The 17,735-nt window shown below is 64.3% G+C and carries 16 protein-coding genes; 4 read left to right on the forward strand and 12 right to left on the reverse strand.

The annotated features are described in order from the left end of the window. Positions 1 to 21 precede the first annotated feature (21 nt). The 11 genes from AC07W7_RS00940 to tatA all read right to left on the reverse strand — a co-directional run bounded on the left by AC07W7_RS00940 (position 22) and on the right by tatA (position 9,992). Entirely contained in the window at positions 22 to 1,494 is a 1,473-nt protein-coding gene (locus AC07W7_RS00940; protein ID WP_232243934.1) for an amidase, read from the reverse strand. 5 nt (positions 1,495 to 1,499) lie between these two features. After that, complete coding sequence (locus tag AC07W7_RS00945; RefSeq protein ID WP_076963718.1) at positions 1,500 to 3,170, reverse strand: NAD(P)/FAD-dependent oxidoreductase; 1,671 nt, start codon at positions 3,168 to 3,170, stop codon at positions 1,500 to 1,502. Positions 3,171 to 3,233: 63 nt separating this feature from the next. Beyond that, entirely contained in the window at positions 3,234 to 3,875 is a 642-nt protein-coding gene (locus AC07W7_RS00950) for a peroxiredoxin-like family protein (protein ID WP_197883373.1), read from the reverse strand. A 13-nt stretch (positions 3,876 to 3,888) separates the two neighbouring features. Continuing rightward, a complete protein-coding gene (locus AC07W7_RS00955) occupies positions 3,889 to 4,659 on the reverse strand; it encodes a hypothetical protein (RefSeq protein ID WP_495038430.1) in 771 nt (256 codons plus the stop codon). Beyond that, positions 4,656 to 6,293: an FAD-binding oxidoreductase gene (locus AC07W7_RS00960; RefSeq protein ID WP_495038431.1), complete on the reverse strand. Its 1,638-nt coding sequence runs from the start codon at positions 6,291 to 6,293 to the stop codon at positions 4,656 to 4,658. Before AC07W7_RS00960 ends, AC07W7_RS00955 begins: the two co-directional genes overlap by 4 nt. Next, on the reverse strand, positions 6,283 to 7,149 hold the full coding sequence (locus tag AC07W7_RS00965; protein WP_495038432.1) for a class I SAM-dependent methyltransferase: 867 nt from the start codon (positions 7,147 to 7,149) through the stop codon (positions 6,283 to 6,285). Before AC07W7_RS00965 ends, AC07W7_RS00960 begins: the two co-directional genes overlap by 11 nt. 34 nt (positions 7,150 to 7,183) lie before the next feature. Then, positions 7,184 to 8,113, reverse strand: a complete 930-nt coding sequence (locus AC07W7_RS00970; RefSeq protein ID WP_495038433.1) for a GNAT family N-acetyltransferase — start codon at positions 8,111 to 8,113, stop codon at positions 7,184 to 7,186. Positions 8,114 to 8,163: 50 nt separating this feature from the next. Next, positions 8,164 to 8,676 (reverse strand): MarR family winged helix-turn-helix transcriptional regulator, encoded by a 513-nt coding sequence (locus tag AC07W7_RS00975; RefSeq protein ID WP_076963713.1) that lies wholly within the window; start codon positions 8,674 to 8,676, stop codon positions 8,164 to 8,166. Between the two features lie 73 nt (positions 8,677 to 8,749). After that, positions 8,750 to 9,487, reverse strand: coding sequence for a twin-arginine translocase subunit TatC (gene tatC / locus AC07W7_RS00980; RefSeq protein ID WP_169901222.1), 738 nt, complete (start codon positions 9,485 to 9,487; stop codon positions 8,750 to 8,752). Continuing rightward, positions 9,484 to 9,777 (reverse strand): Sec-independent protein translocase protein TatB, encoded by a 294-nt coding sequence (tatB, locus tag AC07W7_RS00985; protein ID WP_197883361.1) that lies wholly within the window; start codon positions 9,775 to 9,777, stop codon positions 9,484 to 9,486. The genes tatC and tatB overlap by 4 nt, the downstream gene beginning before the upstream one ends. After that, complete coding sequence (gene tatA / locus AC07W7_RS00990; protein WP_076963710.1) at positions 9,777 to 9,992, reverse strand: twin-arginine translocase TatA/TatE family subunit; 216 nt, start codon at positions 9,990 to 9,992, stop codon at positions 9,777 to 9,779. The genes tatB and tatA overlap by 1 nt, the downstream gene beginning before the upstream one ends. 161 nt (positions 9,993 to 10,153) lie before the next feature. On the opposite strand from tatA, the gene gspK reads away from it, so the two are divergent. Beyond that, the gene (gene gspK, locus AC07W7_RS00995) at positions 10,154 to 11,119 is read left to right on the forward strand and encodes a type II secretion system minor pseudopilin GspK (protein ID WP_076963709.1); all 966 of its coding nucleotides are present in this window, start codon (positions 10,154 to 10,156) and stop codon (positions 11,117 to 11,119) included. 326 nt (positions 11,120 to 11,445) lie between these two features. Here the strand turns inward: gspK and AC07W7_RS01000 are convergent, their stop codons facing one another. Further along, positions 11,446 to 13,476, reverse strand: coding sequence for a PhoX family protein (locus AC07W7_RS01000; RefSeq protein WP_076963708.1), 2,031 nt, complete (start codon positions 13,474 to 13,476; stop codon positions 11,446 to 11,448). Positions 13,477 to 13,706: 230 nt separating this feature from the next. Between AC07W7_RS01000 and AC07W7_RS01005 the strand changes: the two genes are divergently transcribed. Genes AC07W7_RS01005 through gspD form a run of 3 tightly spaced genes read left to right on the forward strand, consistent with a single transcriptional unit; the run spans position 13,707 to position 17,732 of the window. Further along, entirely contained in the window at positions 13,707 to 15,359 is a 1,653-nt protein-coding gene (locus AC07W7_RS01005; RefSeq protein ID WP_495038434.1) for a bifunctional UDP-sugar hydrolase/5'-nucleotidase, read from the forward strand. Continuing rightward, a complete protein-coding gene (locus tag AC07W7_RS01010; RefSeq protein ID WP_495038435.1) occupies positions 15,356 to 15,775 on the forward strand; it encodes a pilus assembly protein PilZ in 420 nt (139 codons plus the stop codon). The genes AC07W7_RS01005 and AC07W7_RS01010 overlap by 4 nt, the downstream gene beginning before the upstream one ends. A 7-nt stretch (positions 15,776 to 15,782) precedes the next feature. Beyond that, positions 15,783 to 17,732, forward strand: a complete 1,950-nt coding sequence (gspD, locus tag AC07W7_RS01015) for a type II secretion system secretin GspD (protein ID WP_495038436.1) — start codon at positions 15,783 to 15,785, stop codon at positions 17,730 to 17,732. Positions 17,733 to 17,735: the final 3 nt, after the last annotated feature.

The following is a 17,735-nucleotide window of genomic DNA, read 5'->3' on the forward strand; positions in this document are numbered from 1 at the left end:
GGTGTCCTAGTACTTGAGGTGTCAGAGCGGGGGCTTGCGCCAGCCGCCGAATTCCATTTCCAGAAAGCGCGCGGCTTCCAGTAACAACGCGTCCTGTCCCAGCCCGGCCACCAGTTGCACGGCCACCGGGCAGCCCTGGTCGAGGCGCCCCATGGGCACGCAAAGGGCCGGGAAGCCGAGCACATTGAACAGCGCGCAATAGCCAATATCGAACGGGTGCTTCAGGGCGCTGCCATGGGCCGGCGCCACGCCCGGCGTGGCCGGCAGCACCAGAATGCTCTGGCCGTCGAACAGCCCGGCCAGGGCCTGCTGCATGTGATCGCGTTGCTTGAGGAAGCGCGAGAGCCCCGGGTTGCCCAGCCGATCACCGCCGCTGTCCATCAGGCTGGCGAGCAGCGGCCCCCGGGAAAACTGCGGCTTGCCGGCCAGGGCGGCATACAACGCCCGTGGATAATTGAGCGGCTGCCCATCCCCGAGGTAGTCGGCCAGGTGCAGGTGAGTCTCGCACTTGAGCACGGCCAGCCAGATAAAAAACGCGTTGGCAAAGCCGCCGTCATTCCAGGCTTGCACGTCCACGCCCCGGTCTGCATAGCGCTGGCCGGTCTCGATCACCGCCGCTGTCACGGCAGGCGAGAGTGGTGTGCCCCACTTGAGTGGCGTTGGCACGCATACCAAGACACGCTTGAGCGCCGGCGCCCGGGCCGGCTGTTGGTAGCCTGAGTGGATATTGCGGTCGATCCCGTCGCTGCCGGCGATGATCTCCAGTACGGCGCCCAGGTCCTCGGCATGCCGGCACAAGGGGCCGGCCGCAAAGTGGCTGGCGACGGCTTGGGAGGCCGGCAGCGATACGCGCTGTTCGTCCAGCGGCAGATGCCCGCTCAGCGGCACCAGCCCCCGCGACGGCTTCAAGCCAAAGATGCCATTGAACGCCGCCGGAATACGGATCGAACCACCGCCGTCGGTGCCCAGGGCAAAGGGCACGCAGCCACTGGCGACCATCACCGAATCACCGCCACTGCTGCCGCCGGCGGTGCGTGAGGCGTCGTAGGGGTTGAGTGTGCGGCCATACACCAGGTTGTCTGTCTCGGGCCACAGGGCCATTTCGGCCTGATTGCCCAGGGCCAGCGGAATGGCCCCGGCCGCCAGCAGCCGCGTGGCCACCGTGGCGGTGCTCAGCGCCCGGGTGTTGCTGCGCAGGCGCGACCCACAGGTCTTGGGCTGCCCCGCCAGGCCCAGGCCTTCCTTCATGGAAAACGGCACACCGTGCAGGCGTCCCAGGGGCCGGCCCTTGAGCACCGCCTCTTCGGCATGGCGCGCGGCGCGCCGGGCATCGTCGAACAGGTCGACCGCCATCGCGTTGCAGAGCGGCTGGACGACCTCCAGGCGCGCAATGCACTGCTCGATCAGCTCCACCGGGGAGATCTGCTTGTCACGGATCAACCGCGCCAGGTGGACGGCACTCAGGGCCAGCAGGTCTGTATGGACCTGCGCCATGCCGTTCATCCGCGACGTACCAGGTCGAGAAAGCCACCTTCCTTGCCAAACGGCGATTTAAGCAGCTCCGGCGACTCGCCATATTTGTAGAACAACGAAGGCCGCAGGCGCAGGACCGCCGCCCGTGCCAGGTCCTGCACGGCGCCACAGCCATGGCGCAGCAGCAACGTGAGGTGACGTGCCGACAGCGACCACTTGACCATCTTCATCAGCCGCACCCGCAGCAGGGCCGAGCGCAGGTAATAGTTGGAGGCGTAGATCGGTCGTGCGCGGTTTTCGGCCTTGTACAAGTCGAAGTTGATGGTGCGCGAGTAGAGGTTGGGCATCATCGTCGGGCTCAAGCCCGGGTTGGAGCGGCGGATCTCTTGCAACAGGCAGGCAAACGGCAGCGGCGACGGTTGCATCTCGCGGGTGTAGCGCGGCAGCAGGTCGGCAAATTGCTGGGCCTGGTGACCATCGAGAAAATCCCCGGTCATGTACATCGGCAGCACCACATGGAAGTACGCCATATTGGCGAACAGCAACGTCCAGCCCATCATGAACGGGTCGTCCATCACCTCGTACCACTTGCTCCAGGTGTCCTGCAGGGCCAGTTGCGCCTGGATATGCGACTCCAGGCAATTGACGTAGGCGGGTGTCAGGCTGCCATGGATGTCTTTCTCGATCATCGCCGCGACCTGCGGGATCTGCTGCGCCACATAGGCCAGCCCGGCGCTGTTGGCCGGGTCGAAGGTAAAGGCCGCGTCGCCCAGCAGGAACCAGCCTTCGGTCGAGTAGTACTGCCGCGCCTCGTACATGTAGTTGTGCATGGCTTGGGTATCGACCAACTGGCCCGACTCGATCAGCTCGGTGATCACCGGGTGGTCGGCCATGACCTTGTCCTTGAAGGCGTCCAAGGTGCTGATTTTCTCCTCGATCATGTCCGGCCGGTAGGTGATGCCGATGCTGATCATCTCGTTACCGTCATCGCTGCGCATCGGGATCATCCAGATCCAGTAGCCCTTGCCGTAGAAATGGTGGGTCACGTAGTACGGGTCGTAGCAGTGATGCTTGTCCTTGTGTGCCGTGATGCTGGACAAGATGCCGCGGTCGAAGTCCTTGAGCCGCAGCCAGAAGGTGCTGCGCTGGTAGGTCGCTTCTTTGTGCAGCTTGAGCTTCTTGGCCATGAAGCGATTGCGGCCGGTGGCGTCCACCACCCAGTCGGCGGTCAGTTGCTGTGGCTCATCGGCGGCGTTGCGCAGGGTCAGCAGATGGGTGGCGTGCTCGCCGGCATGGAGGTCGACGGCGGTGACGTCAGCCTCGATCATGTGCACCTGGTGATCGCCCACGATCTGGCGCAGGTCCTTGTCGAAACTGAAGCGGTTGAGGTTGTAGGCGGGCATGCGGATCACGCCGGGCGCCTCGTGGACCACGTAGTTGCGGCACTCGGGGTTGTTGCGCAGTTTCAGGTAATAGGTCAGGCCGTACTTGTGGTAGTGCTTTTCTTCCAGCAGGCGCCCCAGGCCCAGGCCCTTGAAGAAGTGGGTGGTCAACTCGACCGTGGACTCGCCGACAATCGGGCGCTTGCGGTCCGGGCGCCCGATCAGGATGACGTCGACACCCGGTAACCTTTTTTTGAAGTACAGCGCGGCCAGGTGACCGGCGACGCCGGCCCCCATGATTGCGATTCGTTTCATGTCGTCAGTCCCTGAACAAGTGGGTTCGCCGAAGGCAGGCGTGCCTTCGGCGAGAGTTGTCGGTTATGCGCCGCTGGCGGCGGCGATCAAATCCTGTGGTTCTACCCGTTGCGAGTAGTCCACGTTGACGAAGGCGGCGCGGATCAGCCCGTCCTGGCCGATCACAAAGGCGCTGGCCATGGGCAGGGTCAGGGCGTCGGAGCCGTTGAACTGCTTGAGGTCGGCGCCCAGTGAGCGGTAGACCTCATCCAGTTCGTCTTCGAGCTTGAACACGATGCCGTACTGGCGCGCCAGCTGGTTGTCGGCATCGCTGAGCAACAGGTACTTGATGCCGAGGGCTTCGCGGGTCTTGCGCGAGTACTCCGGGGTCTGCGCCGACACCGCCACCAGGGTGGCGCCCGAGGCCGCCAGGTCCGCGACCATCTGCTGGTAGGCCGTCAATGCCTGGCCGCAGAAGGGGCACCACAGGCCTCGGTAGAACACCAGCACCAACGGGCCTTTTTTCAGCAGTTGACTGAGGTCCACCGCCTGTTCGTCAGCATCCTTGAGCACCGCCAGGGGCGCCTTGTCGTTGGCCTTCAGGGCCTTGTCGCCCAGATGGCTGTCGAGCAGCGTCTGCAACGACGCCTGGAACTTGTGCTGGATCTCGGCCGGCAACTGGGTCATCTGGTCCTTGACGGTTTGAAGCTTTTCCTTGAGCGACATGGGTGACTCCTGTTCACTTCTGTTGAGAAAGGCTGCGGGTAGCCCGGGTAAAAATCCTGGTGGCGGCCTTGCCGTTGGGTGGGTAGCGCTCGAACAAATCCAGCACCCAGTCTGGCCGGGTCTTGCTGGCGTCGTTGATCCAGTTGGCCACCGAGTCCTGGGCGTATTTGTCGCTTTCATCGAGCCTGGCAATCAGCAGGGGTTCGGCGATTTGCGGCTCGGCCTTGAGTCGGGCGATGTGTTCGCACCAGACCCCGCGCGGGCGCAGGATTTCAACGCAGAAACGGCGGATCAGCGGGTCTGCGCTACCGGCATGGCTGCACAGCAGCGCCAGGGCGGCCGTCAGGTCCTGGGCCAGCAGGGGGCGCAAGGCAATCCAGGCCCATTCACGCACGCCAAAGTGGCTGTCGGTGGCGAACTTGAACTGGCTCACCAGCGCGGTTTCCAGGGCGCTGTCGCGTTGACAGTAGGCATTGGCGAAGGCCGCCCAACTGCGCACGGTGTCCGAAGGATGCTCCAGCAGTCGCTGCCAGGTCTGCTCGCGCAGGGGCTGGGCGGCGGCTTCCAGCCATTGCCCCAGCGCGAGGCCCAGGCCGGCGACTTTCTTCGAGATGCCCAGCGCCTGGCCGGCCTGGGCTGCGCTCAACAGGGCCTGGGCCAGGGACGGCTCCCACTGCGGGGCGATGGCCGTCGCCAGCGCCACCGGGTCGACTGCCAGGCACTCCGCCAGGTTGCGGGTGGCGAGGCGGCCCTGGTCAATCAGGTGTTTGCGTTCTTCACTCATCTCGATACCACCGATGCGGTCATGGGCTGCTCAGGCATTGGGCTGGCGATGCAGTAGCGCCCGGGTGAAAGCAGGTTGTCGGGATCCAGTGCCGCCTTGAGCCGCGCCCCGAGCTGCCAGGCCGGCCCCTGGGCGTCGGTCAACAGGTGCATGAAGCGGGCGGGCACACGGTAGGGCAAGACGCCCAGCGCCTTGCCTTGGGCGAACAGCTGGCGATAGCACTCATGGGCCCGGTTCGAGGCCGGGGCATCCGTGCGATCGAACAGCAGGGGTACGGTGCAGTCGATGGCACGGCTTGACAGGCTGGTCAGCGTGACCGGGCACGGCAGTTGCTGCTGGCGGCAACGACGCTCCATGGCCCGCACAAAGTCGGCCACTGGCTGGGTCTTGAGCGGCAGGATCGGCGCGTACCAGATCAGCCCGCAGTTATCCCGCGCCGGGTCCAGGGGCGCGCCGGGCAGCGGCTTGGCGCCGGCGGTGTAGGCCAGCGGCAACGCCACTTCGCTGGGCTGGCCTTCCATCAGGGCGATGCCTTGCAGCATCTTGTCCAGGGTGCGCTGCCAGCGCCGGGACCAGCCGCCGGGCAGATACCCCAGCAGGCGGCGGGCGCTCGTCAATTGGCCACCGGTCTTGAACAGCGATTTACTGGCGAAGGCTTCAAGCTCAAGGCTGATCATGCGCTTGAGCGAGGCGTGCTGTGCCTTCTGGCAATAGATCGAGCCTACGCCCATCCACGCGGGCAGCCCCAGGGCATCGGCGGCGGCCCGTTGCTGCGCCTCGTTCATGCCCACCACCTGGGTATCTTCGCTGGCCATGGTCAACAGCCGTGTGCGATTCATCAGGTTGATGCCGCCGATCTGCCCGGGGGCCAGGTCGAGCATGCGCTTGATGCCCGCCAGGGCCGCTTCCAGCCCTTGTTCCTCCTCCACCCAGAAGTAAAACGGCTGGATAACCTCGGGCTTGCGCACCAGGGCAATCGACATCTGCGTCACCACCCCCAGCCCGCTCTGGCTGAACAGACCGTCCAGGTACGGCCCCACCCCCCATTTGAAACAGGGCGCGCTGCCCCCCAGGGACATCGGCGAGCGGTACAGCGTACCGTCAGCCAGCACCGCTTCGAGGCCGAGCACCGCCTGGAAGTGGTCGGTATGGGGGGTGATGCCAAAACCACGCTCCAGGGCATTGCCCAGCACGCTGCAGGTCGGGCCCGCGCCGGTGACCGGGGTCAAGAAGGCCAGGTTGTGCTCCTGCAGATAGCGGGCGAGGGCGCCCTGGGTCACCCCCGGCTCCAGGGTGACCACCGACAGCTCTTCATCGAACGACAGGATCCGGTCCATCCCCGACAGGTCCATCAGCACACAATGGGCGCCAGGGGTCGAGGCCGTGCCGTAGCCCCAGTTGTGCCCGGTGCTGATCGGCTGCACGGCAACCCCATAGCGCCGCGCAATGACCATGCACGCCGAGATGTGTTCGGTGCAGCGCGGTGCAATCACCACCCTGGCATACGCGGGGGAGCACATGGTGTCTTGCTGGAAACGTTCGAGGGTGGCCGGGTCGACGCGCACCCCCGCGTCGCCGAGCACCTCACGCCATTGTTGCTGGGCGAGCATCAGGTTGGCGGGTTCAAAAGGCACTGGCCAGGCCTCCCAGGCGCAGGAACAGACGCAACTGGTTCACATCCGCCTGGCGGCTGGCGGGCAGGGCGTTGTAGCGGCGGCGGAATTCGGGCTTCATCACGTTCACGCAACGCCGCTTGGGGGTGCGGATGACCAGCATCAACGGGCTGAACGCCGTGCTGTAGACCTTGGCACACGGCCCCAGGTAACTGGCCGCGAGGGTCTGGAATTCTTCCAGGGAGAATGCCGCCAGCAGGGAGTTGCGGTAGTCCAACAGGGTTTCCGCGTCGGCCCCGTCGCTGGCGCGCTCGACAAAATAGTCGACCGACTCGATGGTTTTCAGGCGCCCGAAATCATTCAGGTAAATCGCCCGGTCATTGCGCAGCACCCGCGAGATATTGCGAAAGGTCGCCTCCAGTTGGCCGAGGTTTTCCAGGTGGTGCAGGGCCATCGACGAGATCACCACATCCACGCTGCGGTCGGCGATCGTGGTGAGGCGGGTCATGTCGTCGGCCACCAGTTGCACGTTATCGATGCCTTGCAGGTGGCAGGCTTCACGGGCCACCTCCAGCATGCTCTGGGACAAGTCCATGCCAATGAATTCGGCCCGCGGGTTGAGCCGCGCGACTTGCAGCAACAGGGCCGCCGGGCCGCAGCCGATGTCCAGCACCACGTCGCCGGGTTTGATCAGCGCGCACATCTGCGCACAGTGATACAGGTGGGTGCCGGACAAGGCCTGGCCCTGGGCGGCGCTGTCGGCGTAGGACGCCACACTCTGCTGTTCTTCCATGACCAGGGCCGGTTCGGGTATACGCTCGAAGGGCTGCTTGATCGTTATTTCTCTGACTATCGCGCGCAGCAATCCGCTGTCCATACTGCTTCCTCCATGAAATGACGTTTGAGCTTGCTTACGCCAGGGCCAGCGCCCGCTGGACCCGTGGCGACAGGTTTCGGCCATGCACGCCACAGCGGGCCATATGGGTCAGCACTTCGTGCGTGTCCCAGGGCCGCAGCGCACCGGTGGCGGGCAGGCCAATATGGGCGTAGTCACGGCGGCAGAAAAAATCGAAGAAGTGCGTGCGCTGGCCCTCGACGGCAAACTCCAGGTCGGGGCGCTGATAAGCCCGCTGGAAAATCGCCGGCGCATCGCCCAGGTCCAAAGACAGGGGCAGCGACAAGGCATTGTTGAGCTTGGTGTAGGGTTGCACCCGGCCCATGGGGGAGAAGAACAACACGTTGCGATAAAACGCCCCGGCGCGTGGATGCACGGCGATCAGCAGCCGCTGCACCCCGCGAAAATGCATGGCCCAACGGAACATCGCGTTGTAGAGCATCAACGGCACCCCCTTGCCGCGATACCCGGCGGCCACGGCCAGGGTGCCGACCTCGGCCAGCCGGGCCCCGGCCAGGCGTTGCAACACCACCTCGTTGCCATGCACCTCTTCCAGGGGCAGGCCGAGCATGGAGTCTTCGATCAGTGACACGGTGCCGACGATCTGCTGGTCCTTGATCGCGATGAAGGTGGTGGTGCCCGCCAGCAGATGAAACGCGGAAAAGCGCATACCGGCCCGGCACACCGTGGAGATACCGCGTCGCGCATAGCTGTCGTTGACCAGGCGCAAGGCCGCCTCCAGTTCAAACAGGCTTTGCACCGGGCGAAACTCAAAGCCTTCGATGGCCAGGGGGTGGCGGGCGATCCGCTGGATAAACAGGCGCCGATACAGCGCCGGGGGAATGTAGCGCTCCAGGGAGACCATGCTGTGGCGGATGACATCGACGCCACTGTGAATGCGTGGCTTCCTGCCGAAGTTGGTCATCACTCGTTGACTGTGCAGCATCAAACACCTCCTTGTGTGACTACCGCGATTGACGCAATTGAAGCCTGGGCCTAATGCCCATCCGGCAGTGGCTGGGACAGTGCATGACTGGCCGAAATGCAATAGATCGACTCGGACAACGCCTGGCGCTGCTCGGGGCTCAGCCCCTGGATAATGCCGCTGATCCAGTCGGTGTGTTCGACGAACACCTCATCGACCACGCGCCTACCGTCGGCAGTCAGGGTGATGATCAATTTGCGCCGGTCGGTGGGGTCGGTCTTGCGCTTGATAAACCCGTCGCCCTGCAGGCCATCGAGCAAGCCGGTCACCGTGCCGGTGGTAATCGACAAGCGTGTTGCCAGTTCCAGGGGCGAGAGCTTCCCGCCGGCGCTCTTGAGGGTGAGCATGATGACAAAGCGGCCTTCCGACAGGTTGTAGCGGGCCAGGCGGATGGCACACACGCGATTGATCGCGGCGGCCGCCGACAGCAGCTCGAAGCACAGCTTGACACTGTCCCTGACCTCGGCCGGCACCCCGTCAAGCTCGCGCAGCATGATGTGGTGTTTGTTCTCTAAAATATTCATAAGGCGCAGTTTATCTTGGTGCCTTACTAAGTCAACATTTTGTTTAATGCTCCCGCCGCGGGTGGCGGTGGCATCAGGGGCGCGGGGTGCTCACCGACCGGCTGGCCAGCAGCCCCAGCTCGAACAGAATCCACATTGGCACCGCCAGCATGGTTTGCGAAAACACATCCGGCGGGGTCAGCAGCATGCCCACCACAAAGCAGCCGACGATCACATACGGGCGGCTTTTTTGCAGGGTCTGCACATCGGTGAGGCCGGCCCAGATCACTAGGAAAGTCGCCACCGGGATTTCAAAGGCCAGGCCGAACGCCAGCAACAGCGCGAGGATGAAATCCAGGTACAAGGCGATATCGGTCATCATCGCCACGCCGTCCGGGGTCACGCTGGTAAAGAAGCCGAACATCATCGGGAACACCAGGAAAAACGCAAACGCCATGCCCGCGTAAAACAGCACCACGCTGGCGGCCAGCAGCCAGGCGGCGGTGCGGCGCTCCTGGCGGTACACGGCTGGCGCGATCATGCCCCAGGCCTGGTGCAGCAACAGCGGCATGCTGATGAACAGGGCGATCATCAGGGTCAGCTTGAGCGGTGCCAGGAACGGTGAGGTCACCCCGGTGGCGATCATGGTGGCGCCGCTGGGCAAGAAGTCGCGCAACGGTTGCGAGACGAAGCTGTAGAGCTTTTGGGCAAAGGGGAACAGCGCGCAAAACACCAGGACGATCGCCAGGACGCAGCGCACCAGGCGCGAACGCAACCGGGTCAGGTGGCCGGTCACCGACAGGCGCGGGGCAGGCAGGGGCAGGTCGCTCATGGGGCAGGGTGTCCTGGGGAAGGGTTGGTGGCTGGCGGCGGAGCGTCCAGGCGGATGCCGTCGCGCAGTTGTTGCTCCAGTTGCCGCAAGGGTTGCTGGTCGATGCCCTTGAGCAAATGCTCGTTGTCCAGTTCCTGGGTGACCTGGGCCTTGAGCGTGTTCATCGCCCGCTTGGCCCGGCCCAGCCACAGCCCGGCATTGCGCGCGGCAATCGGCAGGCGCTCGGGGCCCAGCACCAGCAGGGCCACCAGGCCCACCAGCAGCAGTTCGCTAAAACCGATATCGAACATCAGCGTTGGCTGTCAGCAGGGCGCTGAGGTTCGGCGTGTACCTCAAGGCTGGTCTTGTCCGCCGCCTGGGCGCCGGGTTCGTTGCCCATGGAGGAGCGAAAGCCCTTGATGGCCTCGCCCACATCGCTGCCCAGGCCCTTGAGGCGCCGGGTGCCGAACAGCATGACCACGATCAGCAGCACGATGACCAGTTGCCAAATCCCTATACCACCCATAACGCCACTCCAAGCCATTGATTTGAAATATGAAGGCGCAGTTTGCCGAGGCTTTATGACGGCGCGGTGACGTTTTTGCGGGAATTGTGTGAGCCTGCCACCTGGTTGAAACATCCACTGTGTTGACTGTCGCCAGGATCGACATAAAAGGTGGCAGGGCAATGGACAGAAAACGGCAGCAGGGGGCGGCATTGTTGATGGTGCTGGTGGCCCTGGCGATGCTGGCGGGCGGTATGGCCTGGATGGTCGAGCAGGGGCGTCAGCAGGTCGACAGCGTGCGCCTGGTGCAACAGCGGGTGCAGGCGCGGGCCATCGAACGGGCGGCGCTGGCCTTTACCGAACAGGCCTTGCAAGACCCGCTGTGGCGCGCCAGCCCGTTGTTCTGGCAGGCCATGCGTGGGCAGCCGTTGAGCTACGACTTCAAGGGGGGCAAGGCGAGCATCCAGATTCGCGACCTGCACACCTGCTTCAACGTCAACGCCCTGATCGGCCCCGAAGCCGAGCGAGCCCAGCGCCAGTTGGTGCATCTGCTGGGCGCCGACATGGCCGCCGAACGCCTGGCCCAGACCCTGGCCGACTGGCTCGACGCCGACCAACAGACCCGCCTGCAAGGTGCCGAAAGCAACGAATACCTGCGTCAATCACCACCACGCCTGGCGGCCAATCAACGGATGCGCGATATCAGCGAGCTGAACCTGCTGGCGCTGCCCGACCCGCTGCGGGCGTTGCGCTACCCGCAGTTATGCAGCCTGGACGAGACCGCTGGCTGGCGCCTGAATGCCAATGCGTTGAGCCTGGACATGCTACCGCTGCTGGATGCGTTGTATGAGGGTGAGGTGTCGCGTTCGCTGCTGACCCGGCTGGTCAGTGCGCGCCCGGCAGGGGGCTATCGCGATGCCGGCGAACTGCGCCAGGCTTTGGGGGCGGTGGATGACGCACTGTTCGAGCGCTTGAGCGAAGGTCTGCAGCTCAATGGTGACCACTTCCTGCTGCAACTGGATATCGACCTGGATGGCCAACGGTTTCGCAGCCAGTACCGTGTCGAAGCCCAGGGGGTGGTGAAGTGGCATGCGCGGGTGCCGGCGCAGGGCATGCTGCTGCGCTCGCGGGAGCCGTTGCCGTTATAGAAAAAACAGTGGGGCCGCGGGCTTGTGTGGGAGCGGGCTTGCCCGCGATGACGGTGGTGAAGTCAGCATTTTTTGCCGGCTGCTAGACCGCTATCGCAGGCAAGCCAGCTCCCACATTTGCTTTGTGGTGTGGCAGTGATCCCACAGGTTGATTTTGAGTGCACCCCAAAACAACTGTGGGAGCTGTCGAGCCCCGGCGAGGCTGCGATAGCGGTGGGTCAGCCAACATCAATGCTGGCCATGACCTCGTCATCGCAGCCCCGTCGGAACTCGACAGCTCCCACAAGGCCAGTGAGGCAGGAACCAGGCCGGCTCCTGCCTCGCTATCAAATCGCCAATTCCCCCCCATCGGCCCGCTGGATCACCACGGTGGACGCCCGCGCCCGCACCTTGCCCACGGTGACGTCGGTCGCCACATTGGTGGATGGCCAGTTGCTTGGATGCTGGATGTTGATAAACACCGTCTTGTTGTCCGGCGTAAAGGTCACCCCGGTCACTTCCGAACCATTGGGCCCTACGAAGAAGCGCCGCAGGTCCGCCTGGTTCTGTGCATTGACCGGCACTTGTTTGCCCTGGGCATCGACCATATTGGTGGGGATCACCACCAGCATCTGGTCGTTGGTGTAGTCGGTCAGGGTTTTTTCGCCGTTGTCGGTCTGGATCCACATCACGCCGCGGCTGTCGAAGGTCATGCCGTCGGGGCTGGCGAACTGGTTCAGTGTGGTCAGGCCCGAGCGGTTGAGGTCCGGGGCGCCGGCGGCGTTGGCGCCAAACACAAAGATGTCCCAGGTGAAGGCCACCTGGTTATCGGCGTCATGCCAGCGAATGATGTGCCCGTGCTTGTTGTTTACGCGCGGGTTGGCGGCGTTGGCCACGGTGCGGCTGGTGTTGTTGGTGAGCGTCAGGTACACGTCGCCATTGAGTGGGTTGACCGAGGTCCATTCCGGGCGGTCCATCGGCGTCGCGCCCACGGCGTCGGCTGCGCCACGGGTGTTGAGGATGATCCCCGGCAGGTCGGTGAACTTCGCGCCCAGGGTGCTGCCATCCACGGTCGGGCTGGCCACGTCGAGCAGCAACCAGTTGCCGCTGCCGTCGGCATTGAAGCGCGCCACGTAGAGTTTGCCGCTGTCCATGTACTTGGCGCCGGTGGCCAGGCGATCGCTGGGGTTGGCGTCTGCCGGATCCCACAAGGCGGTGGAGACGAATTTGTACAGGTACTCGTTCTGCGAGTCGTCGCCGCTGTAGAACACCACTGGCTTGCCGGCGGTGGTCAGGCCCGGCCAGCAACCTTCGTGGCGGAAACGGCCGAGCGCGGTGCGTTTCACGGCGCGGGTCGCGGCGTTGTACGGGTCGATCTCGACGATGTAGCCATAGGTGCTGGCTTCGTTGCGGTAGTCGTCGGTGGCCGTGGCGCCGCTTGGGGTGACGTTGAAACGGCTGAACTCGCCATTCACTTCGCTGGGGTCACCTGCGACGCTCTCCCAGCGATAGTTGCCGTTGCTGGTGCCCACGCCGATGCGTACCTGGTCGGCCGGGCGGTTGCCGCTGCGGTTGACGAAAATCCCAGGCCAGTTTTCTTCGCAGGTGAGGTAGGTGCCCCACGGCGTGTAGCCATTGCCGCAGTTGTTGTTGGTGCCACGGGTCTGGGTGCCGGTTGGCGAAAACTTGGTCTTGACGTGTTCGGTGCCTTTCATTGGCCCCGCCAGATCCATCAGCGTGGCCGAGGTGAAGCGACGGTTCAGTGGGTCGTTTTCCATAACCTGCCAGCGGCCATTGACCTTAGTCACACGCATCACACCCGCGCCGTGGGCGTTGATTTCCTTGCGCACTTCTTCCACCGGGCGCACGCCGCCGATCAGGGTGGCGCCATTGGGGTGCAGTTCGGCTTGTTCGATGTATTCGTGGTTGATCGCAATCAGGCCGTCAGTGGAGCTGCCATTGATCGGGAAGAAGCGCATGCCATCGTGGTTCATGCCGACCGAGTTGGCCTGGTCGGTGGAGGTATTGGTGCCATCGCTTTTCCACGCAGCCGCATTGCTGTTGAGCGGTGTGCCCCAGGGCGCGAGGATGTGCGCGGTGTAGCCGGCCGCCACGGTGCAGCCGTCGGTGCGCGAGCCGGGAATCGAGTTGAAGCCCAGTTTCAATGCCGGCTTGCCGGGTTCGGTCGGGGTGTCGTGGTCAGAGCCACCGCCGCTGTCAAAGCAGCCTGTCAGGCCGGTGCCGGCAATCATGGCGATCGCGGCGCCGAGCCCGCCCCGGACCACACTGCGGCGGCTCAGGTAGGCCGTGAGTACCGATTCCATCGGCTCATTGAGGCTCAGGTTGCGATTCTGGTTGTCGCCAGTCTCTCGACTCATTTCATCAGGTCCTTTGTAGATCACGATTTTTGAAAGGAGCCCGAACTCTAAGAGCCGAATATGATGATTCGCGGTCGGTTTTGTTAAAAATGTATTTAAGTTTAATTTTTTTATTTCTTTTTGTTGCAGGTTTGCATATTTCACTCCTGTTAAAAAACTGACATTAAACCGTCATTAATTGACCCCCACTATGCCGCCCTTAAAGCAGTTAGCCTCAGGGTGAGAGAACAATGGCTTCAATGGTGCGGCGCGATGTATTGGGATGGATGACGCTGGGCGCCTGTGCGCCGTGGCTGGCCGGCTGCTCTAGCCGGGGGGCTGCGGCGGGGCCTGCGGACAGCCAGCCGGTCGACCTGCTGTACATTGCCGACACCCTCGATGCCCGCCTGCCGGGTCGCCCGGTGGTGCCCGCCACCCGCCTGGGGCCGGCAACACGGATCGGCCAGGCGCCGTGGATTACCGGGGCCAATGCGCGTTTTCGCCAGGCTGATGGCAGCTCGTTGGATGGCCTGCTGGATGCCTCCTTAAGTGACGGTGTGCAAACCGGTGGCTATGCGGTACTCGGTGCTGTGTTGCAACGCCTGCGCGATGAAGCCGGGCCTGAGAATAGCCTGACCCTGGAAAACGGCCAGTGCTGGAACGGCAGCGGCCTGGCCTACCTGACCCGTGGCTTGTCCGGGGTCCAGGGCAGCCAGTTGCTCGGTAGCGAGGTGCGGGTCAGCAGCGACGAGCGCGTGCTGTGGCCCGAACAATGCCAGGGCCTGTACCAGCAATTCGGTCAGCCGGTGCTGGGCGCCGGGCTGGCCAGCAACCAGGCGCAACGCCTGGCCACCCCGGGCATGCAGGTGTTCCGCCGGGGCGGCGTGCGCATCGCCGTGGTCGGCATTACCGACCCTTATGCACGGGACCAGCAAGCCTCCTTGAAACAATGGTTGCACAGCCTGCAACCGGTGCTCGCCCAGGCCCGCGAAGAAGCCGACCTGGTGGTGGCCCTGGCCGATGTCGGCACCGGGCCGGGGTTCTGGCTGGCCGAGCGCCTGAGCCAGGTAGACCTGATGCTGTGTGCCCGTGGCCAGGACCTGTGGCCGCAACCGGTAGAGATCCTGCAAAGCTCCGGCAAGCGTGTCCCGGTGGTGCTGGGCGGGACCCGGGCCAGCGGCGCCTTCCGCATCCGCTGCCAGGCGCAGGCGGGGCAATGGCGCTTTGAGGCGCGCTTCTTTGCGGCCCAGGCCAGCGCGTTGGACGCTACCGCCCAGGCCCACGCCCAGCGCCTGCAACCACGCTTGCAGCAACAGCGCGCCGCCCATGCCGCCTGGCTCGACCAACCCCTGGCCAAGGCCCCGGAAAACCTCTGGCGCCGCGATGTGCGCGCCGGCAGCTGGGACCGCCTGTTGCACCAGGCCCTGGCCCGCGAGCCCAAGAGCGCGGTGCTGCTGCCGGGCCTGCGCTACGACAGCCCCCTGGCCCGTGGCCAGATGATTACCCGCGAACACCTGATCAGCCTGAGTGCCAGTTACCCGGCGCCGGTGGTGGATGTCCCGGCGCAGCAGGTGCGCCAGGTCCTGGAAAACGGCGCCGAGCAACTGTTTGGCGAGCCACTGCTGCTGGATAACAGCCAGGACTTGCCGCGCTGGCTCGGCCAGCCCTGGCAGGTCACCTATAGCCCGGGCGGCAAGCGGGTCAGTGAGTTTGCCGAACCTGTCGGCACCTGCCGCACCTTTGGCCTGGGTTTTGCCGCCGAGGCTGGGCAACCGCTGTGGCAACACCTTGAAGGCTGGTTGCGCGAGCAGCCGGTGGATTGGCAACTGGCACCGCTGCAACTGCCCGAAGTGCGCTATGTGCAGGGGCACCCGGGGTGGCATCCACGGAGCCTGGCCACTTGAGCCGTACAAGCAACCTGTTGTTGGCAACGCTGCTGGCCTGGCTGGCGGCGCAATGTGTGCTGCAACTGTGGCACGGCATCGCCCAGCCGGTCGTGCCCTACGCGCCAGCGGCGCCGGTTGCCGACCTGTTGAGCAGCCACTGGACACCGCGCCAGGCACCCAGCGACGACCTGCCGTTGACCACGCTCAAGGTCGATTACCTGGGCAGCCTCAAGGCCACGCCGTTGCGCGCCACGGTCCTGGTGCTGCGCTACCGGCAACAAGAACGCACGCTGACCCTGGGTCAGCGCCTGGCCCCGGGCATCGTCTTGCAGGACATCGATGAACGCGGGCTGATTTTCGACAATCAAGGGCAGCGCGAGCGCTTGCCATGGCCGACTGAGCGACCGGTGATCGGCCTCAAGCGCAAGGAATGAACCGACGATGCACATGATCAATAAATGCCTGGGCCTGAGCGCATTGTGCCTGGCCTTGAGCGTGACCCCGGCCCACGCCGAAGAAGCGCCGGCCTTGTATGAAGTGAATTTCATCGACACCGAACTCAGTGACTTTATCGACAGCGTGTCGCGCATCACCAACACCACCTTCATCATCGACCCACGGGTCAAGGGCAAGGTCACGGTGCGCAGCCTGGATATGCTCGGCAGCGAGGCCATCTATGACATCTTCCTCGCCCAATTGCGCGCCCAGGGTTTTGCCGCCGTCAACCTGCCCAATGGCAGCGTGAAGATCGTGCCGGACCAGGCCGCGCGCCTGGAGCCGGTGCCGGTGGAGTCTACGCGTCAGGCTGCGCAAGCCAACGACGGCATGGCCACCCGGGTATTCAGCGTGCGCAATGCTGCCAGCGAACAGATGCTCAACATCCTCAAGCCGCTGATCGACCCCCGGGTCGGGGTGATCAGCCCATACCCGTCGGCTAACCTGCTGGTGATCACCGACTGGCGCAGCAACCTCGACCGTATCGACAGCCTGTTGCAACAACTCGATCAGGTCAGCCAGGAGCCTCTTGAAGTGCTGCCCCTGGTCAATGCCAGCGCCAACGACACCGCGCAACTGATGACCCGTCTGCTGGCCCGCGAGCAGGGCGCCGATGGTGCGCAGGTGGTGGCCGACCCGCGCAGCAATGCGTTGCTGGTGCGCGGCAGTGCCGATAGCCGCCAGCGGGTGCGCGCGCTGCTCAAGCAATTGGACCAGCCGCAAAATGCCTTGCGCCCGTCGAACACCGTGGTGATGTACCTGCGCCATGCCAATGCGGCTGAGGTGGTCAAGGTGCTGCGCGGCTTGAGCCAGGACACCCCTGGCGCCGCTGGCGAAGGCGTGCCCACGGAAGGCGCGCCCAAGCAGATGGCGGCCAGCGCCTCGGGGATCCGCATGGAATCGGAGGAGGGCACCAATGCCGTGGTGATGGTCGGCCCGGACAGCGAAATCGCCGCCTACCGCACCATCGTCGAACAACTGGATATCCGCCGCGCCCAGGTGGTGGTGGAAGCAATCATCGCCGAAGTCTCCGACACCCGCGCCCAGGAGCTGGGGGTGCAATGGCTGTTTCTGGGCGACTCGTTTGGTGGCGGCGCGGTGAACTTTACCAATGGCGGGACGAGTATCGCCGGCCTGGCGGGGGCCGCAGCCAGCGGCGACACCGCAGGCCTGGGCAAGCTGTTGGCCAATGTGCCGGGGGCGACCGCAGGCTTCGGTAAGCTCAATGGCGGCGGGCTGAACTTTATTGCGCTGCTCAATGCGCTGAAAAGCGAAAGCGGTTTCAACCTGCTCTCGACCCCGACCCTGTTGACCCTGGACAACGCCGAGGCGTCGATCCTGGTGGGCCAGGAAGTGCCGTTTGTGACGGGCTCGGTAACGCAGAACAACACCAACCCCTACCAGACCATCGAGCGCAAGGAAGTGGGGATCAAGCTGCGGATCAAGCCGCAGATCAATATCGACAACACCGTGCGCCTGGACATTGTGCAAGAGGTCTCGTCGATTGCCGACAGCACCGGTGCCAGCGATGTGATCACCAACAAGCGCGAGATCAAGACCAAGGTCATGGTCGAAGACAACGGCCTGGTGGTGCTCGGCGGGCTGATCGGCGACGAGGCCAAGAACAGTGACCAGCGGGTGCCGTGGCTCGGCGATATCCCCGGGGTCGGGCGGCTGTTCCGCTCCAACGCCAGCCAGCGCACCAAGCAGAACCTGATGGTGTTTATCCGCCCGCGGATCATGCGCGACGGCGAGACCCTGGCCCAATTGAGCAGCGAGAAATACCGCAACCTCAAGGCCAACTCGAACCTGGCATTGCCCGCCATCTCCGATAACAACGCCTTGCTGCGCCTGTTCCCGGCCAGCCGCGAGCGCCTCGACGAGGGCGTGTGGTGAGCA

The sequence above is a fragment of the Pseudomonas sp. GW821-FHT01D09 genome (assembly GCF_059422465.1).

Excerpts from the sequence above, each read along its gene's own strand:
- AC07W7_RS00975 (WP_076963713.1), bottom strand. The coding sequence starts at position 8,676 with ATGAATATTTTAGAGAACAAACACCACATCATGCTGCGCGAGCTTGAC.
- tatA (WP_076963710.1), bottom strand. The coding sequence starts at position 9,992 with ATGGGTGGTATAGGGATTTGGCAACTGGTCATCGTGCTGCTGATCGTG.
- gspD (WP_495038436.1), top strand. The coding sequence starts at position 15,783 with ATGCACATGATCAATAAATGCCTGGGCCTGAGCGCATTGTGCCTGGCC.
- gspK (WP_076963709.1), top strand. The coding sequence starts at position 10,154 with ATGGACAGAAAACGGCAGCAGGGGGCGGCATTGTTGATGGTGCTGGTG.
- AC07W7_RS00965 (WP_495038432.1), bottom strand. The coding sequence starts at position 7,149 with ATGGACAGCGGATTGCTGCGCGCGATAGTCAGAGAAATAACGATCAAG.
- AC07W7_RS00940 (WP_232243934.1), bottom strand. The coding sequence starts at position 1,494 with ATGGCGCAGGTCCATACAGACCTGCTGGCCCTGAGTGCCGTCCACCTG.
- tatC (WP_169901222.1), bottom strand. The coding sequence starts at position 9,487 with ATGAGCGACCTGCCCCTGCCTGCCCCGCGCCTGTCGGTGACCGGCCAC.
- AC07W7_RS01005 (WP_495038434.1), top strand. The coding sequence starts at position 13,707 with ATGGCTTCAATGGTGCGGCGCGATGTATTGGGATGGATGACGCTGGGC.
- AC07W7_RS00970 (WP_495038433.1), bottom strand. The coding sequence starts at position 8,113 with ATGCTGCACAGTCAACGAGTGATGACCAACTTCGGCAGGAAGCCACGC.
- AC07W7_RS00955 (WP_495038430.1), bottom strand. The coding sequence starts at position 4,659 with ATGAGTGAAGAACGCAAACACCTGATTGACCAGGGCCGCCTCGCCACC.
- AC07W7_RS01000 (WP_076963708.1), bottom strand. The coding sequence starts at position 13,476 with ATGAGTCGAGAGACTGGCGACAACCAGAATCGCAACCTGAGCCTCAAT.
- AC07W7_RS00945 (WP_076963718.1), bottom strand. The coding sequence starts at position 3,170 with ATGAAACGAATCGCAATCATGGGGGCCGGCGTCGCCGGTCACCTGGCC.
- tatB (WP_197883361.1), bottom strand. The coding sequence starts at position 9,777 with ATGTTCGATATCGGTTTTAGCGAACTGCTGCTGGTGGGCCTGGTGGCC.
- AC07W7_RS00950 (WP_197883373.1), bottom strand. The coding sequence starts at position 3,875 with ATGTCGCTCAAGGAAAAGCTTCAAACCGTCAAGGACCAGATGACCCAG.